Annotated in this window: 19 protein-coding genes; 6 read left to right on the forward strand and 13 right to left on the reverse strand. The window is 53.4% G+C overall.

Going from position 1 to position 26,157, the window contains the following annotated elements; translation table 11 throughout:
- Positions 1 to 58: 58 nt before the first annotated feature.
- The 4 genes from ABD931_RS03610 (at position 59) to ABD931_RS03625 (ending at position 6,324) form a co-directional block, all read left to right on the forward strand.
- The gene (locus ABD931_RS03610) at positions 59 to 1,312 is read left to right on the forward strand and encodes a TolC family protein (RefSeq protein WP_345264031.1); all 1,254 of its coding nucleotides are present in this window, start codon (positions 59 to 61) and stop codon (positions 1,310 to 1,312) included.
- A 4-nt stretch (positions 1,313 to 1,316) separates the two neighbouring features.
- The gene (locus tag ABD931_RS03615; RefSeq protein WP_370469303.1) at positions 1,317 to 2,402 is read left to right on the forward strand and encodes an efflux RND transporter periplasmic adaptor subunit; all 1,086 of its coding nucleotides are present in this window, start codon (positions 1,317 to 1,319) and stop codon (positions 2,400 to 2,402) included.
- A gap of 2 nt (positions 2,403 to 2,404) precedes the next feature.
- A complete protein-coding gene (locus ABD931_RS03620) occupies positions 2,405 to 5,524 on the forward strand; it encodes an efflux RND transporter permease subunit (protein ID WP_345264033.1) in 3,120 nt (1,039 codons plus the stop codon).
- A gap of 284 nt (positions 5,525 to 5,808) precedes the next feature.
- Positions 5,809 to 6,324 carry an acyl-CoA thioesterase gene (locus ABD931_RS03625; protein WP_345264035.1) on the forward strand — a complete coding sequence of 172 codons (516 nt, stop codon included), beginning with the start codon at positions 5,809 to 5,811 and terminating at the stop codon, positions 6,322 to 6,324.
- Between the two features lie 67 nt (positions 6,325 to 6,391).
- Here ABD931_RS03625 and ABD931_RS03630 read toward each other — a convergent pair whose 3' ends face one another.
- The 8 genes from ABD931_RS03630 to ABD931_RS03665 all read right to left on the reverse strand — a co-directional run bounded on the left by ABD931_RS03630 (position 6,392) and on the right by ABD931_RS03665 (position 18,740).
- A complete protein-coding gene (locus tag ABD931_RS03630) occupies positions 6,392 to 6,817 on the reverse strand; it encodes a nuclear transport factor 2 family protein (protein ID WP_345264037.1) in 426 nt (141 codons plus the stop codon).
- A 56-nt stretch (positions 6,818 to 6,873) separates the two neighbouring features.
- Positions 6,874 to 8,397 carry a glycoside hydrolase family 32 protein gene (locus ABD931_RS03635; protein ID WP_345264039.1) on the reverse strand — a complete coding sequence of 508 codons (1,524 nt, stop codon included), beginning with the start codon at positions 8,395 to 8,397 and terminating at the stop codon, positions 6,874 to 6,876.
- A 19-nt stretch (positions 8,398 to 8,416) separates the two neighbouring features.
- Entirely contained in the window at positions 8,417 to 9,376 is a 960-nt protein-coding gene (gene metF, locus ABD931_RS03640; RefSeq protein ID WP_345264041.1) for a methylenetetrahydrofolate reductase [NAD(P)H], read from the reverse strand.
- Complete coding sequence (locus ABD931_RS03645; protein ID WP_345264043.1) at positions 9,373 to 10,278, reverse strand: phosphatase PAP2 family protein; 906 nt, start codon at positions 10,276 to 10,278, stop codon at positions 9,373 to 9,375. The genes metF and ABD931_RS03645 overlap by 4 nt, the downstream gene beginning before the upstream one ends.
- Positions 10,279 to 10,287: 9 nt before the next feature.
- Complete coding sequence (locus ABD931_RS03650; protein WP_345264045.1) at positions 10,288 to 13,596, reverse strand: UvrD-helicase domain-containing protein; 3,309 nt, start codon at positions 13,594 to 13,596, stop codon at positions 10,288 to 10,290.
- A 75-nt stretch (positions 13,597 to 13,671) separates the two neighbouring features.
- Complete coding sequence (locus ABD931_RS03655; protein ID WP_345264047.1) at positions 13,672 to 15,012, reverse strand: patatin-like phospholipase family protein; 1,341 nt, start codon at positions 15,010 to 15,012, stop codon at positions 13,672 to 13,674.
- 21 nt (positions 15,013 to 15,033) lie between these two features.
- Positions 15,034 to 15,675, reverse strand: a complete 642-nt coding sequence (locus ABD931_RS03660; RefSeq protein ID WP_345264049.1) for a response regulator — start codon at positions 15,673 to 15,675, stop codon at positions 15,034 to 15,036.
- A gap of 23 nt (positions 15,676 to 15,698) precedes the next feature.
- Positions 15,699 to 18,740: a sensor histidine kinase gene (locus ABD931_RS03665; RefSeq protein ID WP_345264051.1), complete on the reverse strand. Its 3,042-nt coding sequence runs from the start codon at positions 18,738 to 18,740 to the stop codon at positions 15,699 to 15,701.
- A 490-nt stretch (positions 18,741 to 19,230) separates the two neighbouring features.
- On the opposite strand from ABD931_RS03665, the gene ABD931_RS03670 reads away from it, so the two are divergent.
- Both ABD931_RS03670 and ABD931_RS03675 read left to right on the forward strand, forming a co-directional pair.
- The gene (locus tag ABD931_RS03670) at positions 19,231 to 21,033 is read left to right on the forward strand and encodes a PKD domain-containing protein (protein WP_345264053.1); all 1,803 of its coding nucleotides are present in this window, start codon (positions 19,231 to 19,233) and stop codon (positions 21,031 to 21,033) included.
- A 45-nt stretch (positions 21,034 to 21,078) separates the two neighbouring features.
- Positions 21,079 to 21,723, forward strand: coding sequence for a response regulator transcription factor (locus ABD931_RS03675; protein ID WP_345264055.1), 645 nt, complete (start codon positions 21,079 to 21,081; stop codon positions 21,721 to 21,723).
- A 52-nt stretch (positions 21,724 to 21,775) separates the two neighbouring features.
- Here ABD931_RS03675 and ABD931_RS03680 read toward each other — a convergent pair whose 3' ends face one another.
- The 5 genes from ABD931_RS03680 to hisD all read right to left on the reverse strand — a co-directional run bounded on the left by ABD931_RS03680 (position 21,776) and on the right by hisD (position 26,096).
- On the reverse strand, positions 21,776 to 22,312 hold the full coding sequence (locus ABD931_RS03680; RefSeq protein WP_345264057.1) for a hypothetical protein: 537 nt from the start codon (positions 22,310 to 22,312) through the stop codon (positions 21,776 to 21,778).
- An 82-nt stretch (positions 22,313 to 22,394) separates the two neighbouring features.
- Positions 22,395 to 23,477, reverse strand: a complete 1,083-nt coding sequence (gene hisC, locus ABD931_RS03685) for a histidinol-phosphate transaminase (protein ID WP_345264059.1) — start codon at positions 23,475 to 23,477, stop codon at positions 22,395 to 22,397.
- Positions 23,478 to 23,481: 4 nt separating this feature from the next.
- Complete coding sequence (locus tag ABD931_RS03690; protein WP_345264061.1) at positions 23,482 to 24,066, reverse strand: GNAT family N-acetyltransferase; 585 nt, start codon at positions 24,064 to 24,066, stop codon at positions 23,482 to 23,484.
- Entirely contained in the window at positions 24,059 to 24,784 is a 726-nt protein-coding gene (locus tag ABD931_RS03695) for a LolA family protein (protein ID WP_345264063.1), read from the reverse strand. Before ABD931_RS03695 ends, ABD931_RS03690 begins: the two co-directional genes overlap by 8 nt.
- 37 nt (positions 24,785 to 24,821) lie before the next feature.
- Positions 24,822 to 26,096, reverse strand: a complete 1,275-nt coding sequence (gene hisD / locus ABD931_RS03700) for a histidinol dehydrogenase (protein ID WP_345264066.1) — start codon at positions 26,094 to 26,096, stop codon at positions 24,822 to 24,824.
- Between the last annotated feature and the right edge of the window lie 61 nt (positions 26,097 to 26,157).

Genomic DNA, 26,157 nt, shown 5'->3' on the forward strand with positions numbered 1-26,157 from the left:
GGTTGCACTAACTCCCCTTTAAGATTGGTTATATACCTTGCGACCGTTAAGTACATTTATGCAAGGTATATTTCTGGTTATTTTTTTTGTATTCAGTTCATTAAGTGTTTTCGCTCAGGATTCTCTCCGGCTTACCCTTCGGCAGGCTGATAGCCTTTTTGTCCGGAACAATCTCTTTCTGCTGGCGGAGCGCTTCCGCATCGATGCGAGTCAGGCCCAGATCTTACAGGCCAGTTTATACGATAACCCCACCGTAACGGTCGAACTAAGTGCCTACAACACCGAAAACAGGCGGGTGCTGGATGCCGGTCGGAACGGGCAGAAAATCTTTACCGTGCAGCAACTGCTTTACACGGCGGGTAAGCGGAATAAACGCATTGCCCTGGCTACCGAAGCCGCCCGGCTCACGGAATTTGAATTTCTGGACCTGCTGCGGGGCCTGCGGTTTGAACTGCGTACTCGTTTCTTCAACGTATTCTTCCAGGAGCAGACGCTCCGGCGCTACGATATTCAGATCAACACCCTCGTCGGCACCGTCGATGCGTTTGAACGGGAGTACCAGCGCAATAATGTGTCGTTGCGCGAACTGCTCCGGCTGAAAGCGCTGCTGTTTCAACTGCACAACGACCGGACCGAAATCCTGTTTCAGATGGCCGAGGACCAGCAGGCCATGCGCACGCTGATGGCCGTGGAACTGCCCATCCGGCCCCTGGTCAACGAAGACCGGCTGAGCCGCTACCAGATTGGCTCCCTATCGGAAGAAAACCTTCGGGAGCGGGCGTTCCGCAACCGCGCCGACATCCGCGCCAGTGAGTCGCTGACCCGTCAGGCGGAACTCAATTTCAACCTCCAGAAGGCCCTGGCCTCGCCCGACATTCGCGTGGGGGGCACCTACGACCAGGCGGGAAGCTACATCCAGAATTATCTGGGTCTGTCGGCATCCATGGATCTGCCGGTGTTTAACCGCAATCAGGGAAATATCCGGGTAGCTCGTAACCAGATCGACTATCAGAAGCGTCTTCAGGAGCAGAAGTATATGCAGGTAACCAACGAAGTGGCTAGTACACTGAGTAAGGTGCGGGATGTGGAGCAGATGTACCGGCGGGTCGATACGCGGTTTACCGACCAGTTCGACCAGTTGAACCGGGGGGTCATCGAGAATTTCCAGCGCCGGAACATTTCGCTGCTGGAGTTCATCGATCTGTTTGAAACGTATAATGAGCATATCCGGGAACTGAACCGCCTGAAAGCGGACCGGATCAGAGTTTACGAAGAATTAACGTACGTAATTGGAGAAGACCTGTTCAATTAAAACTATGAAAGAACTACTTGTTGGAAGCATCCTGTTGGGTTGTGCCCTGATGGCCGCTTCCTGCCAGCATGAATCAGTAGCCGACGACGCTAAAGTGTTTATGCTGTCGGATACGATGATGAAGCGTATCCGGCTCGATGTAGTGACGACTCAGCCGGTGCGTAGTGAACTGACCCTGGTGGGCAAGGTCGTTGCCAACGAAAACCAGGTAATCAAGGTGTATCCGCTCGTCGGCGGAAGTGTGGAGGAGGTAGGCGTCGAGTTAGGAGACTATGTGCGGAAAGGGCAGAAACTGGCTACCATCCGCTCGGGTGAAGTGGCGGATTTTGAACGGCAGATGATTCAGGCGGAGTCGGACCTGCTGCTGGCGCAGAAAAACCTGAAAGTGGCCGAAGAGATGTACGAGAGCAAGCTCAGCTCGCAGCGTGAGGTGGTTACGGCCCAGAAAGAACTGGAAAAAGCGCAGGCTGAAATGACCCGGATCAAAGAAGTTTTCAAGATTTATGGCCTGGGCAAATCGTCTACATATATCGTAAAAGCCCCCATCGACGGTTTTGTCATTGAGAAAAACGTCAACCGCGATATGCAACTGCGTTCCGACAATGCCGATAACCTCTTTACCATCGGTCAGATTAACGATGTGTGGGTAATGGCGAACGTCAACGAAGGCGACATTGGCCGGGTAAAATCCGGGATGGAGGCTTCAGTACAGACGCTGAGCTACCCGGATGAAGCTTTCAAGGGTAAGGTAGACAAAATTTTCAGTGTACTCGACCCCAGCACCAAGGCCATGCCGGTGCGGATACGCCTGAAGAATGAAGGCCTGAAGCTGAAGCCGGAGATGCACGCAACCGTGACGCTGCACTACGGCGATGGCGTGCAGATGCCGGCCATTCCGGCGCAGGCGGTGATTTTTGACCGCTCCAAGCATTACGTCATGGTGTTCCGGAACCGTACCGATATTGAAACCCGCGAGGTAAGTGTGTTCAAAACGCTGAGCAATACCGCCTACATCAAAGAAGGTTTAAAGCCCGGCGAAAAAATAATCTCCAAAAACCAGTTGCTGGTGTATAACGCGCTCAACGAATAAGCATGAATAAATTCATTCGGGGAATTGTCGGTTTTTCGTTGAAGAATCGCTTCTTCATCTTTTTCATGACGGCGGTGCTGGTTGTGGCAGGTATTACGAGTTATCTCAATACACCCCTGGAAGCCTTCCCCGACGTTACCAATACCCAGATTATCATTGTTACGGAATGGAATGGCCGCAGTGCTGAGGAGGTAGAACGGTTTGTAACTGTACCGATTGAGGTGGCCATGAACTCGGTACAGCGCAAAACCAACGTCCGGTCGGTGACTATGTTTGGTTTGTCGGTCATCAAAATCATTTTTGAGGACGATGTCGAAGACTTTTTTGCCCGGCAGCAGGTCAACAATCAGCTCCGGAACGTATCCCTGCCGGAAAACGTGGATCCGGAAGTTCAGCCGCCCTACGGCCCAACCGGCGAGATTTTCCGGTACACCCTTGAAAGTGCTAAACTGGATAGCCGCGAGCTACTGACCCTCCAGAACTGGGTTATCGATCGCCAGCTTCGCAGCGTATCCGGCGTGGCCGATGTGGTGGCGTTTGGCGGCCGGGAAAAGATCTACGAGATTCAGGTGAATCCGACCCAACTGGCTAAATACGATATTTCTCCGCTGGAGGTATATCAGGCGGTTACCCGTAGTAATATCAACGTGGGGGGCGATGTAATCGAGCGCAACGGCCAGGCTTATGTGGTCCGGGGTATTGGTCTGCTGACCTCTATTGCCGACATTGAGAACATTATCATCGAAGAACTGAACGGAAACCCGGTGCTGGTTAAAAACGTGGCCCGCGTTGCCGAATCCCAACTGCCCCGCGTGGGTCAGGTGGGCTTAAACGATGAAGATGATGTAGTCGAAGGTATTGTAGTGATGCGGAAGGGTGAGAACCCAAGTGAGGTGCTAACCCGGGTTAAAGACAAGATCGATGAACTGAATACCCGCGTGCTGCCGACCGGTGTCCGGATGGTGACCTTTTACGACCGGGATAACCTGATCGCGTTCTGCACCCGCACGGTGATGCACAACCTCACGGAAGGGATCATTCTGGTGACGGTCTTTGTGTTTCTGTTTATGGCCGACTGGCGCACTACCGTTATTGTTTCCATTATTATTCCGCTGGCGCTGCTGTTTGCGTTTATGTGTCTCCGTTTGCGAGGCATGTCGGCCAACCTGCTGTCGATGGGAGCTATCGACTTTGGGATCATCATCGACGGGGCAGTGGTGATGGTTGAAGGCATATTCGTGTCGCTCGATCATCTGGCGCACCGCGTCGGTATGGAGCGGTTTAATAAAATGGCCAAAATGGGCCTGATCAAGAAAACCGGAGGGGAACTGGGGAAAGCGGTGTTCTTTTCGAAGCTCATCATCATTACCGCCCTTATCCCTATCTTCTCGTTCCAGAAGGTAGAAGGTAAAATGTTCTCTCCACTGGCCTGGACGCTTGGTTTTGCCTTGTTGGGTGCTCTGATATTTACCCTCACGCTGGTGCCGGTGCTGTGCTCTATGCTGCTGAACCATAATGTTCGGGAAAAGAACAATCCGGTGGTCAATTTTTTCAACCGGATTGTCATGGCCGGTTTCCGGTGGTGCTACGCCCGCAAGCCGACAAGTTTTATTGCGGCTCTGCTGTTTATGGGCCTGACGTTCTTCTCGTCTTCTTTCCTTGGAACAGAGTTTTTGCCCCAATTAAACGAAGGTGCCCTATGGGTAACGGCCGAACTACCGATGAGTATGTCGCTGCCGGAGAGCGTCGACATGTCAAAAACAATTCGGCAGGAGCTACAGCGTTTTCCGGAGGTGAAACAGGTGCTGTCGCAGGTAGGCCGCTCCAACGACGGAACGGATCCCAACGGCTTTTACTTTTGTCAGTTCCAGGTTGATCTGCTGCCTAAAGAAGAATGGAAGCGGAAAATTAGCGTAGAGGACCTGACCGATGAGATGGACAAAAAGCTCCGGAACTACTCAGGCATTCTGTATAATTACTCCCAGCCAATCATCGACAACGTAGCCGAAGCCGTAGCCGGGTACAAGGCCAGCAACGGAATCAAGATTTTTGGTCCGGATATTTACGAACTGGAGAAATACTCGAAGCAAGTGCAGAAGGCGGTTCAGAATGTGGGAGGCATCCGGGATTTAGGCATTATCCGCAATGTAGGCCAACCGGAGGTGAGTGTCTTGTTCGACGACCGAAAAATGGCGCTTTACGGCGTCACCACGGCCGATGCCCAGGCGGTTATTGAGATGGCGATCGGCGGGAAGACGGCTTCGGTACTGTACGAAGGCGAGCGCCGGTTCGACATCCGGCTGCGGTATTCGCCCGAGTATCGTCAGAACGAAGATGATATTACGAAGCTGATGGTGCCCACCATGAAAGGCTCCAAAATACCGCTGAAAGAGATTGCGCACATTCAGAAAATAACTGGTCCGGCCTTTATTTACCGCGATTTGAACAAACGCTTTATTGGAGTGAAATTTTCGGTGCGCGGGCGTGACCTGGGGAGTACCATCGCAGAAGCCCAAAAGCGGGTAGCCCAACACATTAAATTACCCAAAGGCTATTCTATTGAATGGGTGGGTGAATTTGAAAATCAGGTGCGAGCCACCAAACGGCTGGGTCAGGTGGTGCCCATCAGTCTGGCAGCCATCTTTGTAATCTTGTTCATCACCTTCGGCAACACCAAAGATGCCGGTCTGGTACTTATCAACGTGCCGTTTGCTCTGATTGGTGGTATTCTGGCCCTGCATATTACGGGCATGAACTTCGGTATTTCGGCCGGCGTAGGCTTTATTGCCCTGTTTGGCATTTGTGTGCAGAATGGTGTTATTCTGATTTCAGTATTCAACAAAAATAGGGGCGCTAAACTGCCGCTTGACGATGCTATTCGGGAGGGAGTGCAGTCGCGCATCCGGCCGGTAGTCATGACCGCGCTGATGGCGGCTATTGGTCTGCTGCCGGCGGCTGTTTCGACCGGGATCGGCTCGGAAACGCAGAAACCACTGGCTATCGTAGTAATTGGTGGGCTGGTCACAGCTACCGTGCTGACGCTGCTGATTTTCCCGATAATCTACCGGTTCTTTTACCGGAGAGAAGCTGCCAAAGTGTATGAAAAACCGGAGTTGGTATAGGGGGCAGAAATACCACCTGGTAATCTAATTTTATTCTAATTTTATTCTAAGCTTATTCCAAGTATAATCACGTACCTTTCGGCAACAGTTAGGCGTACAAAATTTAAGTGAGCGTTTAATAACAGTAACACATCGCCGGACTTCCATTTCGGCGGTACTACTCGAAAAGGGTTGAGTTTAGGTTACGTTAATCCAGGATTATCGAATAGCCATCCCCACTAGTGGATGGCTATTTTTTTGCCCCTGAATGCCGTAGTTTTGCAACAACTAAGCACTTCATTCGAATGCCACAACCCAAACATGCCCATGAATCCCTGACGGTGATGACCGAAATGGTTCTGCCGAACGATACCAACACCTTAAATAACCTGATGGGCGGCCGCCTGTTGCACTGGATGGATATTGCGGCTGCCATTGCCGCCCAGAAACACTCCAACCGGACCGTTGTTACGGCTTCCGTCGATAATGTCTCTTTCTCCGAACCCATCAAACTGGGTAATATCGTGACCATGAAGGCGCAGGTCACGCGGGCCTTCAACTCCTCAATGGAGGTATTTATCGAGGTCTGGGCCGAAGATATTCCGGCCGGTGTGCGAGTCAGTACCAACCGTGCCTACTATACGTTTGTAGCCGTCGACCAGAGCGGCCGGCCCATTGAAGTGCCGCAGGTAATTCCCGACAACGACGAAGAACACGCCCGCTTTGCCAGTGCCCTGCGTCGGCGTCAGCTCCGTCTGATACTCGCCGGCCGCATGAAACCCCAGGAAGCTACCGAACTCCGGGCCCTTCTGGAAAATTAAGAGTTATGAGTGATGAGTTAAGAGGATTCGGTCGCCCGATAGCGAAGGCTTTTTAAGTCGTCACTTATCACTGATTCACCCGAAGTGACTGCCAGGCTACCAGTTTCCAGTCGTTACCCCGTTTGAGATATACATCCGTGTAGCGGAGGTTCATAGTCCGGGTTTCGTTGTTGCTGGTGACCTTTACGGCTGCCAGCCCGTTGATTATAGCTGTATTGCCGTAGACGCGTACCGTTTGCTCCTGTACATCGATGGCCTCGTATTTGGTTTTGCCGTCTTTTAGCGACTGAATGAAAGTTTGCTTGCTGTCGGTGTTGCCGCTGGAGTGGGTATAGGTCAGGTCGTTGTCCAGAACCTGCTCCAAAACAGCAAAGTTATTGGTAACCTGGGCGGAGAACCGCTTCTGTTCGGCATCCCGGACGGCTTGCTCCGCCGATTGTGCCCGAACAACCTGTACAAAAAAGGGTAAAACTAAGAGTAGTAAATAGCGCATGGGATTGGTTTTGGGGTTTAATGAATATAGCAAATCAGTGTTTCCTGTAATGTTTGTTATTTCCTCCAAACTGAGTCAACTTTCCGGATGGTTACTGACCGCAGGCAGTTGCCGAAGAACTCGATGCCCTGGCTGGTCTGCTTCGGGAAAATCAGGTTGGTCATGGTAACTTTTCCATCGTTGGCAAAGATTTCTACCGACGAGCGGTCTACCCAGATCTGAAGCTGAATGCGCCCGGGCGCACTGGGCACGTTTGCCTGTGGCTCGGGTTGCAGGGGCGCGGTAAAGCGGCCGGTAAATTCTTTTTTAAAGTTGACCTGTCCGGAGTTTGTGCGATCTACGTAAAGCTGTTTACCGCCGGTTTTATACCCGATTACCGTTTCTTCGCCATCGCCTTTCCGGACTTTTACGCCAAAATCTTCGGTCACGTCGGCGATCAGGGTGAGCACATAACTGTCGCCGGTAATTCTGTTTTTACGGATACTTTCGTTGAGCTGACTCAGCTCGATACCCCGCCACTGAAACGCATCTGAAGCCAGTTGGTTCAGTTCGGCTACGGGGCGCTGACGGAGTTCGTAACGGTTTCCAACGTTTACCAGCCGGAGTTCGCGGGGCAGCGTCATTGCACCCCGGAAGGGGGTGGTCGGGATGTCGTTGGCGTACTGCCAGTTATTCATCCAGCCGATGCTCACCCGACGCGGGGTATTGTTGTAAGTAATGGCTGCGTAATAATCTTTGCCGTAATCCAGGAAACGCACATCGCTATGCCGGCTGGTAAAGGTCTTGCCGTCGAAATCACCGATGAAATACTGCATACCGGAGCCGCCGGCCGGAGCACCGCCACCCATCGACATCAGCAGAACCCATTTTTTTTCGGTTGTACCGTCAACGGGGAGCTCAAGCAGGTCGGGGCATTCCCAGATCGTGGCCGGCGTAGTGGCGGAGGTAAACTCGCTCAGCCGCTCCCAGTTCTTCAGGTTGCGGGAGCCGTAGATCAGCAGTTTGTTTTCTTTGGGCAGCACCACGGCCATGATCCAGCGTTTGGTGGGCTCGTGCCAGAACACTTTCGGGTCACGAAAATCTTTTTGCTTCAGGTCAATGACCGGGTTGCCGGCGTATTTGGTCCAGGTGCGGCCTTTGTCGAGGCTGAAAGCCAGGTGCTGGCTCTGGTTGAGGCCTTCCTGATGGCCGGTATAAATGGCCACCATCGGCACCAGGCCATTCTTGCCGAAACCGCTGGTGTTGTTCTGATCCACTACGCAACTGCCCGAAAAGATCATGGTGCCGTTTTCTTCCGCAATAGCCGGGGGTAACTCAGTCCAATGCACCAGATCCCGGCTCACCGCATGGCCCCATGTCATATGCCCCCACCGGATACCGAACGGATTGTGCTGGTAAAACAGGTGGTACTCGCCATCGTGGTACACCAGCCCGTTAGGGTCGTTGATCCAGTTCGCTTTGGGCGAAAAATGGTATTGCGGCCGCAGGGCCTGGGCATAGGTGGTGTCGGTCCGCTGCGCCATCAGCGATGATGCCGTCAAAATAAACACCAGCAGGCAAAGCAGTCGTGCGATATACATAGGGTCAGGAATAGAGGGCTCAGAACAATTCGCGGGCAATCTTCACAATATTGTCCGATTTGCCCATCGTGTAAAAGTGGAGCACCGGCACCCCGGCGGCCATCAGCTCCCGGCTCTGCTGGATAGACCAATCGATGCCCACCTGCCGGGCCTGTTCGTCGTTCTCGCAGGCCTCCACCGCCTTTACCAGCTCCTCCGGCATCTCCAGATAAAAAATCTTCGGCAGCACCGTTAGTTGCCTGCGGGTGCTCAGCGGTTTCAGACCCGGAATAATGGGTACGTTGATGCCCGCCTGCCGGCATTTATCGACAAAGTCGAAGAACTTCCGGTTGTCGAAAAACATTTGCGTCACAATGTAATCGGCACCTTTATCAACCTTCTGTTTCAGGTAGTTGAAATCAGTAGTATGATCGGCCGCTTCGAAGTGTTTCTCCGGGTATCCGGCCACACCGATACAGAAGTTACTGCACGACAGGGCGGTATCGCCTTCGTGCAGGTAAATGCCTTTGTTCATGTTGCAAACCTGCTCCACCAGTTCACTGGCGTAGGAGTAGCCGTTTTCTTTGGGCTTAAAGGTGTTGAACGGCTTGGCCGGATCGCCACGCAGCACCAGCACATTATCAATGCCCAGGTAGTGCAGGTCGATCAGGAAGTCTTCCGTTTCTTCGCGGGAGAAGCCCCCGCAAAGCACGTGCGGTACCGGATCGACGTTGAAGCGGTGCATAATAGCCGAGCAGATACCCACCGTACCGGGGCGCTTGCGGGTAACAATCTTTTTGATGGTGCCGTCGGGCATTGGCCTTTCTATGTACTCTTCACGGTGATAGGTTACATCAATAAACGGCGGTTTGAACTCCATCAAGGGCTCAATGTTGTCCAGCAGATTTTTCAAATTATCTCCCTTAATTGGGGGGATAACTTCAATAGAAAAAATCGGTTTGCCGGTAGCGTTACGGATATGGTCGGTAATCTTGGTCATTTTTGGTTTGGTATGGCAATGGTTTTCTGGTATCCGGGTTCCGGCAGCCGGATAGGCTGCCGGCCTGTAAAATTAACAGAATTAAGATTGATGCTTACATAGAGGCCGCTGGCAGTGCCGTTGGTCCAGGGCTCAACTGTCAGTCGACGGAACACTTCCGAGCGGTTCTTCACCTGATGCAGTTTAGGAATACCCCAGCCTATGAGGGAGCCGAACGCGGCACCGGCCAGCAGATCGGTGGGGTAGTGGCGGCCGGCTGCGTACCGCAGGTAGGCCGTAGCGGTTGCCAGCGTGAGTGTTCCGGTCCAGACGACCGGCTTCAGCCGCGAGTCCGGAAAATAATGCCGGAAAACCTCGGAGGCAAACACCGCAGACGCAAAGGCATTGGCCGTATGCCCGGAGAAAAAAGACCGGCGGGCATCTTTTATTTCTTTTTCGGCCAGCGGCACATCCGGGTTGTACAGAAATGGCCGGTTGCGTCGCACCCCGTTCTTAATTGACCGCTGAATGCCGTTGTTCAGGGCCAGCGTTTCGATGAACATCAGAGGCACCACCGTCCAGTCGTCGCGTTTGATAGTGGGCAGCCACACCAGACCGACTGAGCCAAGACTGCCCAATAAGGTTAAATCACTCGCTAATTTGGCACTGGGCGACCAGTTGTAGGTGGCACTCCGGTCAAATGGTTTGATATTCAGTCGGTTCAGGTTAATAATTTCGTCTTCCTGAAGGGGGAGCAGGCTCAGGCCCAGACCGTAGGATGTACCTATTGTAACCGCACTCGCTCCCAGCAGAATGGCTTCTTTTTTCCAGGCAAGCCGGTAAGGCGACTGGCTCCAGCCGGTGAGGGCCCATAAGGTGAAAACAAGGGAGACAATGAATCTGGGCGTGGTTGTTTGTTGCATTACGTTGATTTAGTGGACACGAATAACCTGGATTGGCCGGCTCAGCCGGACCAGGCGACCTTCTACCTCCGGATAACCCATTTCCCGGTACAAAGTATTGAAATAACGGAGCGAACTTACCGACGGCGGTGCGTTACCATCCGGGGCACTGTCATACTGTACAAGTACCAGGCGGCCGTCGGGCTGATGAACCACCCGGTGGGGCGCCTGCTGGGGCCGTTGCCGGCTCAGAATACTCCGGTCCGTATCAATCCGCAGCTGGGGGTTGAACAGGTCGCGCAGATCGGGGTGGCGGATAAGCTGGACCAGGTTCTGGCGTAAGTCTTCACACTCGGCGATGCGGACCACCCCTTCGCTCACCAGTCGGCGCAGGGTCTTGTCGATACAGTCCGGCCCTTTGATCAGGCTGAGAGCCGCGCAAAGTTTACGGTCCCATTCCCGGTTTTTTTCGAACGTCTGCACATCGAACACCCGATCGGCCTGCCGCCGGAGCTGAAGTTCCTGGTGGCGTTCTCCGCTAATAATCGTTTCCAGCTTAATTTCCTCGTCGGTCGTTTGCTTTCGGGCTTTGGGGTAGGCCTGCCTACAGTCAGAGAGCACGTAGGCCGACTGCCCCTCATGCCAGCCGCAGCCGCACGCCAGCGCGGTTTCGCTGTTCAGGTAGCCATATAGCCAATGGGCAATTGAGTGTTTGCCATCGTTGAAATTCTTACGTTCACTGATGATGTACATTCGGTCGGTTGCCCGCGTAAAGGCCACGTAGAGCATATTCATGTTCTCGACGAACGTACGGGTTTTTTCGTCTTCCAATTGCCGGGCCACTACCGCAGGCATATTCTTCAACTCTTTTCTGGTGGTTACCGGGGCTGTATCCATGCGTATCCGCCGGCCTTGAGCGTCCTCTACTTCCAGTGCCGAAGCCGTCACCTGCTCCAGATTCAGCCAGATGGTCTGATCATGGTTAAGCGTAACCTGCCAGTTGGCAAAGGGAATAATGACCACCGGATATTCCAGTCCTTTGGCTTTGTGGATGGTCTGGATGCTGACGGCGTCCTGCGATTCGCTTTCCCCAACCGAGACTTTCTCCTGGGCAGCCTCCCAGTAGGTCAGAAAGTCGGCGAGGTGGCCACTTTGCTTGTTGCAGAAGGTTAGCACCTCGTCCAGGAAACGGAACAGGAACGGACTGTACTCGGCTTTGTCGAACAACCGAAACTGCCGGGTCAGCTTTTCGGCCAGTTCGTAGACGTTCAACTGCCGCAGCGCAATGTCATCGACGGGGTAGCCGTTGTTGGTCAGGTACTCGTAAACGGCCGAGACGTCGGTATCCGCAATACGGCGTAGCTCCTCGGTTTGTTTATCGTCAGGAAAAACGCCCTGAATCACGCGGCAGAACAGGTACAGCACCTCGTAGCGGAAGAGCTTCTGGTCGGGGCGGTTCAAGAGGTGCATCACCGTCACCAGCCATTTTACAGGGTCCGAAAACTGGAGTGATAGCGAATCGGCGGATACCAGCGGAATGCCGTGGGCGTTCAGCTCGTTGGCAATGGCTTTGGCATTTTTTTTATAGCGGCACAAAATGGCTATATCGCCGTAGCGGTAGCCATCCTGGCGGGCAGTTTTGATATGCTCCATTGTTTTTTGCAGCATCACCGCCGTCAGGTCAGTCTCCTCCGTTTTCGCCACAAAGTCGAGCTGAATATGACCGTCGGGCCGGGCCCTGGGCGAGGGTTCCTGATGAAACTGCTGTTCGGCATCGAATACCTCCGCGATTTTGCCGTAATCACCTTCATAGCGCCGGGCGACAAACTCAAAAAACTGATTGTTGAACTCGACAATGGGCCGGGCGCTGCGCCAGTTGGTGCCCAGCACCTGACTGTTTAACTGCCCATCGAGGCTGCCGATGCGTTCGGCGGTCCAGCCGGAGCCGTGGGCCAGCCGGAGCTGTTCCAGGTCTTGCCGGTGCAGGGCCACAATCTGGTCTATATCGCCCCCCCGGAAGCGGTAGATTGCCTGTTTGCCATCGCCCACGGCCAGGTTGAAATATTGAAAACCCAGCGCATTGTCGATCAGCGGCAGCAAGTTGGCAAACTGGAGCTTGGAGGTATCCTGAAACTCATCGATCAGGATGTGAAAATATTTGTTGCCCAGCCGCTCAAACAGGAACGGCACCGGCTCCGAGGCTACGATCGATTGGATTTTCTTGTTGAACTCCGAGATATGCACCCGGCCATCCTGCCGCAGCAGCGCATCAAACTCCAGGCGTATCTGCTTCAGCAGGGCCAGCTTCTGCAAGTGCGGCAGCAGGCATTGATACAGGTAATACTGCCCCTGCTGCTCCTCGCGCAGCTTTTGAATCTGGTAAAAATAGTTACGCAGTTGCTCTTTAATGCTATCAATAGCGGATTGGATCGGCAGCTTCGTTTTCTTTCCGTACCATTCGTCGTTCTCCACCGCGTTTCGGTGGTAAGAGTTCACTTCTTTGTGATGTTCACCGGCGGCCACCTGCTGGAAATAGCCGCCAATACCTCGGTTCCCTTGAGTAAATTGCTCGGCAGATAAATCTGCATTAGTAATTAACGCCCACCCTTCTTTACCCAGGTGAATAATATCCTCCTCAAACTGCTGATTGAACAACTGCATCTGCTGCCGGATCTTCCGGATATCGGCGGGCGATAATTCCTGTACCCGGTTCACGGCTTCGTAGTACTGGTCGGAGGTCAGGTTCTTGCCGAATTCCTTTAGCTTTTCGGGGAGTTGGTTCCAGTTGTCACCTTCGGTAGCTGTGTCGGTGAAATACTCGCTGAGGATGTCGGTGATTTCCTCCATCTCTTCCGTACCGGCTTTTTCGATCAGGTTGTCAATGGCCAGCTCAAACACTTCATCCGTCTCCATTTCTACCTCAAACGAGTAGGGCAGGCCCAGTTCGTCGGTGAAGGCCGTGACCAGCCGCTGCATGAAGCTGTCAATGGTAGTGACCGAAAAATCGGAGTAGTTGTGCAGAATAGCCCGGAATACCTGCCCGGCCCTGGTACACACCTCCCGCCGGGCAGCCTCAGCTGCTTCACTACCGACGGCATGGCCATATAGTTCATCAATCAGGTCGTTCAGCAGGGGAGAGTCAGTGCCGTCGGCAAAGTTCCGGAGTTCTTTCAGTATCCGTTCTTTCATCTCGTTGGCGGCCGCGTTGGTAAACGTAATCGCCAGGATATGCCGGAAATACTTGTCGTCCTGCTTTGGGTCCAGCGCCAGTTTCAGGTACTCCTTTGTGAGCGTGTACGTTTTACCCGAACCGGCCGAAGAACTGTATATTTTAAACATGGGGAGGTGCCGCAAATCTGTAGTTACCGGTAAAGATAATCGGCAGACGGCTAAAAGCGAAACGGCGGGGGCGTATCAGGCAGGGCCATGCCCCGGTGGCTGAAGGGTCTGCCAGGCCTTGCGGGCTTCGGCAAACGTCGGGTGGCCGAGCAGGCATTGCAGCTCGGCATCGGCCCGGATCGGCTGGTTGGGAATCTCGTTCTGGGTCCAGAGCTCGCCGAACTTCTTCACCAATAGGATGTCCTGCGGGTCTGTGGTGTCCAGTTCCAGCTCGACGAGTTTGCTGAATTCTTCATCAGTTAAGTTTAGTGTCGGTAAAACCCATTCCTGGCGGGTGCCGCTTTTCCGGAGCTTTGGCTGGATTAGCGGATTCATACGGACAAGGCGGAGGTTTTCAGGCCGTACCGGAAACTGCTGGTGCAGCAGGGTATAGGCCGTAAAGGAGGCTGCGTCGGGCGGGTCGTTCAGGATACTGGTCGATATTTTCTCAATGTCGTTAATTGGACCGGGGATTTCTGATTTCTTACAGTACGGAGAGGGAGGTCCCGGCGCAGTGGGGTCGGCAAGGGGCAGAAATTCGTTGCCGGTACCGATGGACAATACCCGCATATCGCTCAGCGGTACGCCGTTGCAGAGGGCTTCTACCAGTCCCGCCATAACCGGGTTGTTGTATGCGCCCACGGCACCATCCCAGTAGCGATGTTCCCGCACGGCCGATGACTTCTCATGCTTTACGGAAACGATAGCTGGTTTATCAAAGTATTTGATCGGGGCATTGCTGGAAGCATGAACCGCTTCCGGAATGCTCACTATATCCTGTTTACTTTGGGTCGATTTGCTCACCAGATCGGCAATCACATGCGTTTGCGCTGCGCTATCGGTGGCCGACCGGAAAAAGGTAGCCCGGTCGCGGTCGTAGTCATAGGTGGTGATCAGAAAGTGCGGCTTACGGGTGGCGGGGCCGGCAACCGGAAATAAGCGATGGAGGTCGTTGAGGGTAACCGGGAGTTCGTCGGCAGTGGCGGGTTGTCCGGCAAACCAGTGTTTTGCCAGATCCTCCTGCCACAAGGCCCGGAGGCCCTCCAGTTTTCTGGCCGCTACATACTGGGGTGTTGCCCCGGAGACTTTGTGAAGCAGCCGTCGGAAGGGATCTACCCGGACAAAGACTTTCCGGAGCTTTTCCGGCGTAACGAACCAGTTGAGAATTTCGGAAAGCGGCATGTTTTTGGCCAGGGCCATAGCGGTGATGCTGCCGCCGGAATTGGCCACCACCAGATCGAATTGACGTAGCACGGCATGGCCGCGGACCTGGGGACCAAATAGCTGCTGCAGGGCCAGAATCTGATTAAGCGCCCAGCTTCCACCACCGTCGAGCGACAGGATAAAATATGGGGTACCGGGTGAGTGGGGTTTCATGAGTGGAGAGGGTTTGGGTTTTCAGTCCAGCAATTTATGCTTTAAAACGAACCTGACCAATGCAGCGGTGTTTTTACAGTTTAACTTGGCCATCGCATTTTTTCGGTGGGTATTTACCGTCAGCGGACTCAGGTACAGCCGCTCGGCAATCTGTTCGTTGGTCAGTCCTTCCACGATCAGCCCGACAATTTCGCGCTCCCGTTGGGTCAGGGGCTCCATCAGGGGGGGCGCGGGTGCTTTCCGGCCGGCAACGCCTTCGAGCAGAATCGGTGATAGTTCGGCACTGATGTAAATTTCGCCCCGGCTCACCCGGTCAAGAGCGGTGCGCAGTTCGGCGATACCGGTGTTTTTAACCAGGTAGCCATCGGCCCCGGCCTGGAGCATCTTCCGGATGGTCGTATAGTCGCCCATCATACTCACGGCCAGTACTATTGTAGCCGGATAAATTTTCTTCAGTCGCCGGGTAGTTTCTATGCCGTTCAGTTCCGGCATTTCAATGTCCATCAGCACACAGTCTACCTGATTATCCTCCAGGAAGGCTAACACCTGGAAGCCGTTTCTGGCCTCACCGACTACCTCCCAGCCGTCGATACGATCCAGTAACAGGCGCATTCCATCAATAAACAACTGGTGGTCATCGGCAAGGAGCAGGGGGCGGGGCATAATTAAGAGTTAAGAGTTAAGAGTTAAGAGTTATAAGTAGGTAGGGTAATCTGGTGGACCATGCCCCGGTCAGGTTTTGCCAGAATGGTAAACGTGCCATTCAGCCGGGCTACGCTGTTCCGAATCGACCGAAGGCCAATACCTTCCGTTACGCCCAAATCCTCAGGGTTATAGCCTTGTCCATTATCAGCTACGGCTAGTTGTACCGCACCGTTTTCCTGGTACAACTCCACATCAATCAGCGACGCACCGGCGTGTTTGATGGAGTTGTTCAACAATTCTTTGGCCACCTGAAAAAGGAATTGCTCGGTTGTCTCGGAGAGCGGCCTGGGAACGTCGTGTACAAAGTTAATCTCCGGGGCATTCGGTAACAACGACAGCCGGTTAACAAACTGCTCCAGCGTACGTACCAGTCCCTGCTCTTTCAGATCGACCGGCATCAGCGCGTGCGATACCTGCCGGAGATCGAACATAATCCGGTTGAGGCTGCTGATGTATGACTGAACCAGCGATTGGATATCGACCCGGTCGTTCCGCTGGTCAATTTCCATCTGGAGTCTCAGCACAGCCAGGTCCGGACCGATATGATCGTGCAATTCCTGGGCCAGCCGTTGTCGTTCCTGCTGTTGCGACAGAAACGTGTGTTCCAGGATCTGTTGTTTCCAGCGTAGCTTTCGCCGGGAAAACGAATAGATCCACCAGAAGCTACCACCCAGTAACAGGGCTACGGCCAGCACTCTGAACCATAGTGTTTCCCAGAGCCTGGGTTCTACTACTATTGTCAGCCGCCTGGGTTTATCGGTCCAGTGTCCTTCGGCGTCGGCGGCCCGTACCTCAAAGGTATACGTATCCGGTGGCAGTTTAGCGTACCGGACGTAAGTACGGTCGCTGTTGTTGACCCAGGCTCGATCCCAGCCGGTTAACCGGTACTGATACCGGTTGGCTCCTTCGCTAAAGTAATCGATAGCGCTGTAGTTGATAGAAATCGTGTTTTCTTCCGGACGCAGGATCAGCCGGTGCAGTTCAGTCAGGTTAGTGTCTGGTTTAACAGGGCTGTCGTTGATCTGAAGGCCCGTTAGGGTTACAGCCAGTGAATGCCGAACCGGTTTCAGCCGGGCGGGGTCGAACCGGTACAGCCCGCTGTTACCGCCGAAATACATATCGCCGGTACTACTTTTCAGAAACGCATTATTGAACTCCACCGTCTCGATGGCCTGTACTTTCCGGATGGCTCCCGTATGCGGGTTAAAAACGCCGATACCGGCATTACTGCTCATCCATAAGTTGCCTTCCTGGTCGGGCAGTACGCTGTATATAACCCGGTGTGGCAGGCCGTCGCGTTCGCGGTACTGTTTTTCCAGGGTTTGGGTGTCGGGGTTAAACAAATACAGGCCGAGGCCGGTGGCCAGCCAGATCCGGTTCCGGACGGTATCCGGGTGATAGGCCAGCACGTTGGCCCCGGACAAGACGGTATACAACAGGCGAAAATCCTGCCCGTCTGGCTGGTAACAGTCGAGTCCTTCCAGCCACCGGCCAACGTAAAGCCGGTTGGTTTTGACATCCAGGTACGAGGTACCCATAAATCGCTGATCGGGTCTGGCCAGCAGCCGGAACGTAGCCGTGGATGGAGTAAAGGCGTACAAGCCCTGGTAAGTCGACAGAATCAGACGGCCGTCGGGCAATTGGGTGATGCCGCGTATGTTGTCGGCTCCCGGCAGGTCGGGGCGGCTGGTATTATAAAAAGAGGTGAACGTTTCGGTTTTTTCGTTGAAGCGGCATAAGCCGTTGCGGGTACCAACCCATATCTGTCCCTGCCGGTCACAAAAGACCTTATTTACAGCATCAGACGGCAAGCCACCAACGCTGCTTTGTTTGTGGCTGCGGTACGTTTTTATCTGGCCGGTTTTTGGGTTGAGTACGTTTATGCCGCCCTGCAGTGTGCCGATCCAGATCTGTCCTCTGCGGTCTTCGGCCAGGGAGAACACGGCCTGATCGCTTAGCGAGTTTTTTTGGAACGGGTTAGCATCATACTGCTGAATGCCGTAAATGTCAGGAATAATTTTGTCGATGCCAACCGGATCGCAGTTGGCCCAGATGATTCCCTCCGGATCGAGGTATAGGGAGGCTACTTCATCATTGGCGAGGCTGTTGGGGTTATACCGATCGTGCCGGAGGTGCGTTGTCCAGCGATTCTGCCGGGTATCGAATACCCAGATACCCGACCCACCCGTGGCGAGCCAGAGATTTTTCTGCTGGTCGGCCACCAGATCATACACCGGCACCCGGCCAAATTCGGGCGGAGCCGGGAAGAAGGTTGATTGTAGCGTTTGCGGTTCAAGGCGCATCAGGCCATTGGCCGAGGTAAGCCAGAGGATACCATCATCGGCTAACGCAATGGACGAAAAAGCGATAGGATTGCCGATCACATTATCGGGCCGGCGTGTAAAGAAGTAGCGCTTCTGCCGGCTGCGGTAGTTGTACCGCAGCAACCCTTCGGGCAGCAATACCCACAGATCGGCCGTTGCCCGCTGCCGGATGATATAATCATTCTCCAAAGCCGTGGAGTAGCGTATGCTGGACGAGCGGATGGTTTTCTGCCGGGTATGGTAGTTGTACGAAACAATACCTTCCAGGGTGTTAATGTACCAGACCTCTGCCGAATCGGCATCGATGACGTGCGTTTGCGATTTCCGGGCCTTACCCTGCTGGTCGTGGGCTTCAATATGCGAAAAGCGGTCGGTGGTGCGATGGTAATGGTTCAGGCCGTACTCGGTGCCAAACCAGAGGTCGCCGTTGGGGCTTTCAACCAGTCCGCTACCCATATACCCGTACATACTTTGCGGATCATCTTCGGATGGTTTATAGACCCGGATGTTCTGGCCGTCGTAACGATTCAGGCTTCCCTGCGCCAGAAACCAAAGGAAACGCCGGGAGTCTTTCAGCAGAAAATAAGCCGCTCCCTGAGTGAGGCCGTCTTTTGTGCCAATGTGGTGGTACAGGTATTGTGCCTGACCGGGAAGCGGAATAAACGAACTAACCAGCAATATCCAGACGAGCAGACGCATAATCCAAAATTGATTATGTCAAAAATACGCCGGACCCATTCCTTAATAAATACCCTTTTTCCGGTATTTGTCAGGGGGAAATCCCCCTGGTAGTCTCCGGATATTTACCCACTTCCGCAGGGGCTGCTGTTACCAGCGGAATCTTAATCAGGTGTACACTACCGCCACCCGGTCGCCGGATTACCTCGAACCGGCCCGCCATTAGCCCAACACTCGCCTGGATGTTACCAATTGTACTACTTCCGGACAACCGCTGTACAAATAGTTGGTCAGTACCGCTTACTAAAAAGAGGTTAAATACGAAGAAAATACACCAAAAAGGGTAATTGCAGAATTACCCCTTTTTGGTCATGTTTCTCAAGCAGGAAGCGATGACCTTTGTTGGTAGGCGGGACTTACCTGGTCCGGATGCTGACCGACGGCCTGAAGAGTCCCGCGAAACTGCTGCTCAAACAGTAACCATACACAACTAAGCTAACCACCATACCGTATGAAATCTTCCATCCGCAGCTATCTGGTCATCAGTCTCATTGCCTTAGTCTGGAGTTGTAACAAGCAGAAAGATGATCCAGTTAAGCCGGTTACTCCCTCCGCCGACCATACAAAAGGGTTAATTTTTACGCCGGATAACATGATGGTGCAAACCCCGCTGGCAGCTCCGCTGACCGCTCCGGGTTCGCTGCCAAAATCTTATATGCTCGAAATGCCACCCGTGGGTAATCAGGGGGCGCAGGGGTCCTGTGTGGGCTGGGCAGTAGCCTATGCCGCTATGAGCTACGTCAATAATGGTACTTACTTCAATACCAATGGCGGGGTTAATTATAGCAATATCATGAGTCCGTCCTTTGTGTATAATCAGATTAAAATCAGTGATTGCCGGCAAGGGTCCTATTTTGTGAGTAACGCCAGTTACAAAGGAGCATTGGACCTCTTAAAAGAGCAAGGGGTATGTAGCTGGTCCGATATGCCGTATTCGGCCGATGACTGTTCTGTACGCCCAACCAGCCAACAGGTCAGTCGCGCCAATGCAAACCGTATTGAAACGTATAACCGGCTCAATCCGGCTGACCAGACGGCACTTAAGTTAAATCTAATCAACAAACGACCCATTATCATAGCAGTTTCCGTTGATCAGGGGTTCGAACTGGCCGGGCGCAACTTTATCTGGAAACAGCGGAACGGTACCGATCAGGGTGGACATGCGCTGGTGGTAATGGGATATGATGACAACAAAAATGCGTTTCGGATCATCAACTCCTGGGGTACCCAGTGGGGCGACGAGGGCTACGGCTGGATCGACTATGCGTATTTCCCTACGGTGGTCCGGGAAGCATATGTCATTCTGGGCAAGAAGACTCCTCCCCCAACCGGTCAGCCGGTAGCGGCTTTCCAGCCATCGGTGACGCGGGGCAATGCCCCTTTGCAGGTGGCATTCACCGATCAGTCGTCAGGGACAATTCTCAGTTACGAGTGGGATTTTGGCAATGGGAACACCTCCACCGTACGGAACCCCACGTATACATATACGGATGCCGGCACCTATATGGTGAAACTGACCGTTCGCGGCCCCGTAGGTAGTTCGTCGGCACAGACAAGCATTCAGGTAGACAATGTCGTTACCGGAACTTCGGGCCAAATTCCGGGACGGGTACTTTGGAGTAATGTCCCCAATCCTGTTCATCAGGTATTGACAACTATGAAGAACAACGGCCGGGGTACGGGTATCCGGCTGGTCGACGTATCGACCGCTGATGGGTACGCGATTGTCGACGGTGATAATGGGTATATGACCGCCGGCCTGCCTACCTTTATCAGTGATGCCCTAAAAACAGTGAATACCAACCGGAAAGTTATCAAAGACATTGCCATGACTACCGACGCGGCCGTGCTGATGTATGACTACAATGGCTGGTATGCTTCCGGCGTAACTGCCGAGACTTTGCAGAAGCTGAAAGAGTTTGCCGACCAGAATGGGTACAGCTACAATAGTTTTACGTTCGGTTCCGATAAATCCTCCTGGACGGCTTTTTACGGCAATGGTGGGTGGTACAGCTATGGTACTCAGCAATACTTTGACGATATCAAGGCGGCTTCTTTTACTGTATACCGGACCGAGCTTACTCTCGACAATAAAGGGTGGGTACTAATTAATCAGTCGGGTAGTCAGTTATCCTGGCGAAACATTCCTGCCACTTGCGCAAATGCCATCAAATCATTGATCGAAACGCAGGGAAAGCGAATCCTGGATATAGCCTTTACTACGAACAACGGCTATATTATTGTATACCAATAATCAAAGAGCAATTACTTTTGCCAACTTTCTAACCCTACTAATTGTATGCCGCAAACTATTTTGCTAGCTGATGATCACCAGCTTTTTCTGGACGGGCTCCGCCTGCTGTTTGACCGTATTGATGGCTGGGAGGTTGTCGGAGAGGCTAGTAACGGCATTGAAGTCCTTGCTTTTCTGGAAACGCATACCGTTGATTGCGTGGTGCTGGACATTCAGATGCCGATGGTCGACGGCATTGAAGCCACCCGACGCATTAAAAAAGGGTTTCCTCAGGTGAAAGTTTTGGGGGTGAGCATGGTAGGCGATTACGGAACCATCCGCAAAATGCTGCAGGCAGGAGCCGATGGGTACCTGGTGAAAGATACAGGAATTGCCGAGCTCAGGTATGCGCTGGACATGGTTACAAAAGGTCAGATTTTTGTAAGTCACCAACTGGCACCTGTTCTGCTCGAAGGCGTTGCCGGCCGAAAGGCTAAACCAGCATCGGCCAGGCCAGGGTTAACCAAACGGGAACAGGAAATTATACAGTTGATTGTAAACGGACAGACCAATGAGCAAATCGCTACCGCGCTTTTTCTTAGTCCTTTAACCATTACTACCCACCGCAAACGTATTCTGACCAAACTAGGCTGTAAAAACACGGCAATGCTGGTCAGATACGTTCTGGAAAATAAACTGGTAGAAAAGTAACTGCCTGCGCAAAACGTGATTGTATCGGATGGCCACTTATCAAGCAACATTGCTATAGGTTCAGCCGCAGGCCGAGGCCCGACTGGACATTAAAGAACAGGGGTGAGGGGAGGGCTTCGGCATACAGACCGGCTTCGAGGAACACGGAAAGGGGGCGGTTGGGCAGAAAATATTCTGCACCGGCTACCCCGGAGGCACCCAACGAAAGCCGGGTTTCGTATTCATTCACGTAGGCTAGCCGGTCGGGATAGTACCGGCGACTGTTGATCTGTCCGCCAAACCCGTAGTAACCGTGCATGCTGTCTTTCCCGAACAGCCGGTTATGAAACAGATAATGACCCTGCAGGGTGATACCTACACTCCGGTAAGCTCCTCGCAAATAATCGCGGTTGTTGCCGTAGAGGCCCCCAAACGTGCCGATGTTTACGTCGATAGCGCGATTTTCGGCAAAGTATTTACGGACGTTTATACCCGCCGGTTCACCTAACCGGAATCCCACCGCCCAGTTGGTGTATTGTGCGCTGGCTTTGGTGGTTATGCCCAGGCTAACCAGGAGAAGTGTAATCGCAAACAGGTACTTTTTTTTCATAAGGCAATACGTCTGGCGAACCGGTGCGTTCGCTTTTTTAACTAACGAATAACGCGTACAGTTTGGTAAACAATTTACCTGGTTAGGAGTAGGACTGAACCGGCACCATCATCTGATGCAACACGTCCAGCAACTGACTGTTCTCGTGGGGAGTACCTACCGTAATCCGTAAACAGCCTTCGCATAGCTTTACCTTCGAGCGGTCGCGTACAATAACCTGCCGGCTAATCAGGTAGTCGAACACGGTTTTGGCATCCGGGCCACCCGGCCGATCGAATCGGACCAGCAGGAAATTCGCGTCCGACGGGTACACCTGTTGTACCAGGGGCAACGAACGAAGATGTTCGGTGAGGATCGCCCGTTCGGCCAAAAGCTTAGCCACCATTTCCTCTTTTTGGGTAACGTGGCTGAGGGCTTCCAGGGCGAGTTCCTGCGTAGGGGCACTGATGTTGTACGGGGGCTTGATTTTGTTCAGCACCCGGATGAGCGCTGCCGACGCAAAACACATGCCCAGCCGTAGCGCAGCCAGCCCCCAGGCTTTGGAAAAGGTTTGCAGCACCACCAGGTTCGAATACCGATCGAGCAGGGCCGTCATGGACCCGGCATCGGCAAAGTCAATATAGGCTTCATCTACCACAACCAGGCCAGTAAATTTCTCCAGGAGCGTAAGCATTGATTGCCGGTCGATCAGGTTGCCGGTCGGGTTGTTGGGCGAACACACGAACAGCAGCTTCGTGTCAGGCTGAATGGCCGCCAGCACTTCAGGCAGGTCAATCTGGAAGTCGGGTGTCAGGGGTACCTTAATCAGGGGGACATTGTTGATGTTGGCGCTGACTTCGTACATGCCGTAGGTGGGCGGCATAATCAGCACGCTGTCTTTTTCGGGCGTGCAGGTGGCCCGAATCAGCAGGTCAATGGGTTCGTCGCTGCCGTTGCCCAGAAAAATCTGCTCCGGCCGTACCCCCTTCAGCGGAGCCAGCCGTTCTTTAATGGCCCATTGGTAGGGATCAGGGTAGCGGTTGTAATTGGTCGAAGTGGTCGAGCCTAATGCATTTTCGTTGGCGTCCAGAAAGATACCTTCTTTGCCTGTATACTCGTCTCGGGCCGATGAGTACGGCGTCAGCGAAAGAATATGCGGACGGAGAATTGTCTCAAGCGTAAACATTTGATTATTGGTTGGATCGAGGTAAAATTTCTTTTTTCATGATAACCATTCCGTGGTATTCCGGCTTCATCTGCGGAAAACTAAGCTGGTGGGTGCCGCATAGCTCAAAACCGCTCTGCCGGTAAAAGGCAATGGCCAGGGTACTGCTGTCCATAGCTTTCAGCCAGATGAGTTCTTTGCCGTACTGCCGGGCTATGTCAGTTACCTGCTCCATAACGGTCCGGCCAACACCCTGCCCGGTGGCCGCCCGTTCGATATAGATCCGCTCCAGTTCGAGGGCATTGAATGACTCAAAACCGGGTAATGGCTGATCTATTTTCAATTTGACAAATCCCACCGGCTGCTGATCAACCAATATCAGGTAGTAGCGGTGGTTAGGATGACTGATGTCCTCCCGCAGTACCACCGGCGTAAAGCATTTGGTGACGTACCAGGTACCCTCATCAAACCAAAGATGGGTGTAATGGTCATTGTACGCCCGAACCGCCACATCCGCTACCAGCGGAGCGTCATCGGCTGTGACTGGTTCAAGCACAATGGGACTTGCGGCTGGTTGCTCCCGGCAGGGTGAGGTAGGTTCGTTAGTCACAATACTCTTCTTTAAACGCCAGGGCCTCATCCTTCACCGATTTGTTGACCGCCGGCTGGTAGGTGATGCTGGTGCGGGTACTCACGGTTGGCGACTGATAATCTTCATCGATCCGGCGGATCAGGTACGTTTGCTGATCGATCCAGAGCTGGGCCTTCTTCTTGCCCCACACTACGGCTTCCAACTGGTAGCAGGGCTGACCGTCCTGCGTAGCCTTGCCGATCAGCTTCACCGATTGCAGTTTCTTTGGGTCCCAACTGGCTTTGATGGGCTCGCTGAGGAGCATGCCGGGAATTTTGCGGGCTGCCGTACCGGAGCCTTCCGAAATTGCGGTCAGAGCCGCTCCCAGCGACGGTTCGTGGGTAGCACTCCGGTCTTTGTGCTGCGACTTCAGCATCCGTGTACTTTTACCGTCCGACACCACCAGATAGCAGGTCTTGCGGTTGGTAAACATCACCGATTTGGATTGTTCGTACCGGAATTTAAACCGATTGGCTGAGCGGACAAACGCCGTTTCAAAGTTCAGTGATGTGGTATGGTTGGGTTCTTTATCCCCTTTATCGGTGTACCAGGTCGTAACGGTTCCGGCATCCTGATAAGTCTGCGCCGTAGTGTAGGCTTTCCGCATCCGGTCGTAGATCTGTTCGGCGGTGGGCTGCTGGCGATTGGCCGAAATGCCGGCCAACAAAACCAGAGAAATAAGAATTCCTTTGTTCATACCAGTCGGTTTGGGTTAAATAAATTACGACCCCAATTTACTCAATTGATGCTAATCGGATGCTGACCGCGTGCTTGTGGGCCTGCAACGATTCAGCATCGGCCATTGCTTCTATTGTCTTTCCTAAACGCTGCAAGCCGTCTGGGGTGATGGATTGAATCGTAATTTTCTTCACAAAGCTATCCAGCGATACGCCACTGTATGCGCGGGCGAAGCCGTTGGTGGGTAGCGTATGATTTGTGCCGGAGGCATAATCACCGGCCGATTCGGGGGTGTAGTTGCCCAGAAAGATGGAACCGGCATTCACAATACGCTCCGCTACCGCTTCGGCGTTCTCTACACTCAGGATCAGGTGTTCGGCGGCATACTGATTCAACAGGTCGATGGCTTCGTCTTCGCTCTCAACCAGAATTGCCTTGCTGTTAGCAATGGCCCTGACAGCTATATCCCGGCGCGGCAGGTTCTCCGTCTGCGTAGTCAGCACCAGGTTTGTGTTCATTATCAGTTTCTTGCTGGTGGAAACCAGTAGCACCTGACTATCAATGCCGTGTTCAGCCTGCGAGAGCAGATCGGCGGCTACAAAAGCGGGAATGGCCGTATCGTCGGCATAAACGGCTACCTCCGACGGCCCGGCCGGCATATCAATGGCAATGCCTTCTTTGGCCACCAGCATTTTAGCCGCCGTCACGTACTGATTTCCCGGTCCGAAGATCTTGTACACCTGCGGCACGGTTTCGGTACCGTAGGCCATTGCCGCAATGGCCTGCGCTCCCCCCACCCGGAACACCCGGCGGATACCAACCAGATGGGCCGCAAACAAGATGGCGGGGTGGTTGCTCGGCGTACACAGAATCACCTCGCGGCAACCGGCCAGTTGGGCTGGTATACCCAGCATCAGGACCGTCGAGAACAGTGGAGCCGTGCCGCCGGGTATGTATAACCCCACTTTTTCGATACCGACACTTTTGCGCCAGCAGGTCACGCCCGGCATGGTTTCGATCTTTTCGACCGGCTGCCGCTGGGCTTCGTGAAACGTCCGTATATTTTCGGAGGCCTGCCGGATGGCGGCTTTCAGGTCTTCGCTGAGGTGAGCCTGGGCATTGGCCAGATCGGCTTCTTCCAGCACTAAACCCTGCTCCGACAAATCCACATGATCAAATTTCAGGGACAGTTCCTGCAGAGCACGGTCACCGTTACGCCGTACCTGCTCCAGAATGGGAGCCACTACCTGTTCAATCTGGTCGGACCGTTGCACCGGCCGCGCCAGCAGCGCCGGCCACTCCAGGCGGGCGGGGAAGGGGATAATGTTCATAATGATGCATGATGAATGATAAATGATGAATGCGTGGTGCGCGTTTATCATTTATCGTTCA

The organism is Nibrella viscosa, assembly GCF_039541875.1.
Lineage (GTDB): Bacteria > Bacteroidota > Bacteroidia > Cytophagales > Spirosomataceae > Nibrella > Nibrella viscosa.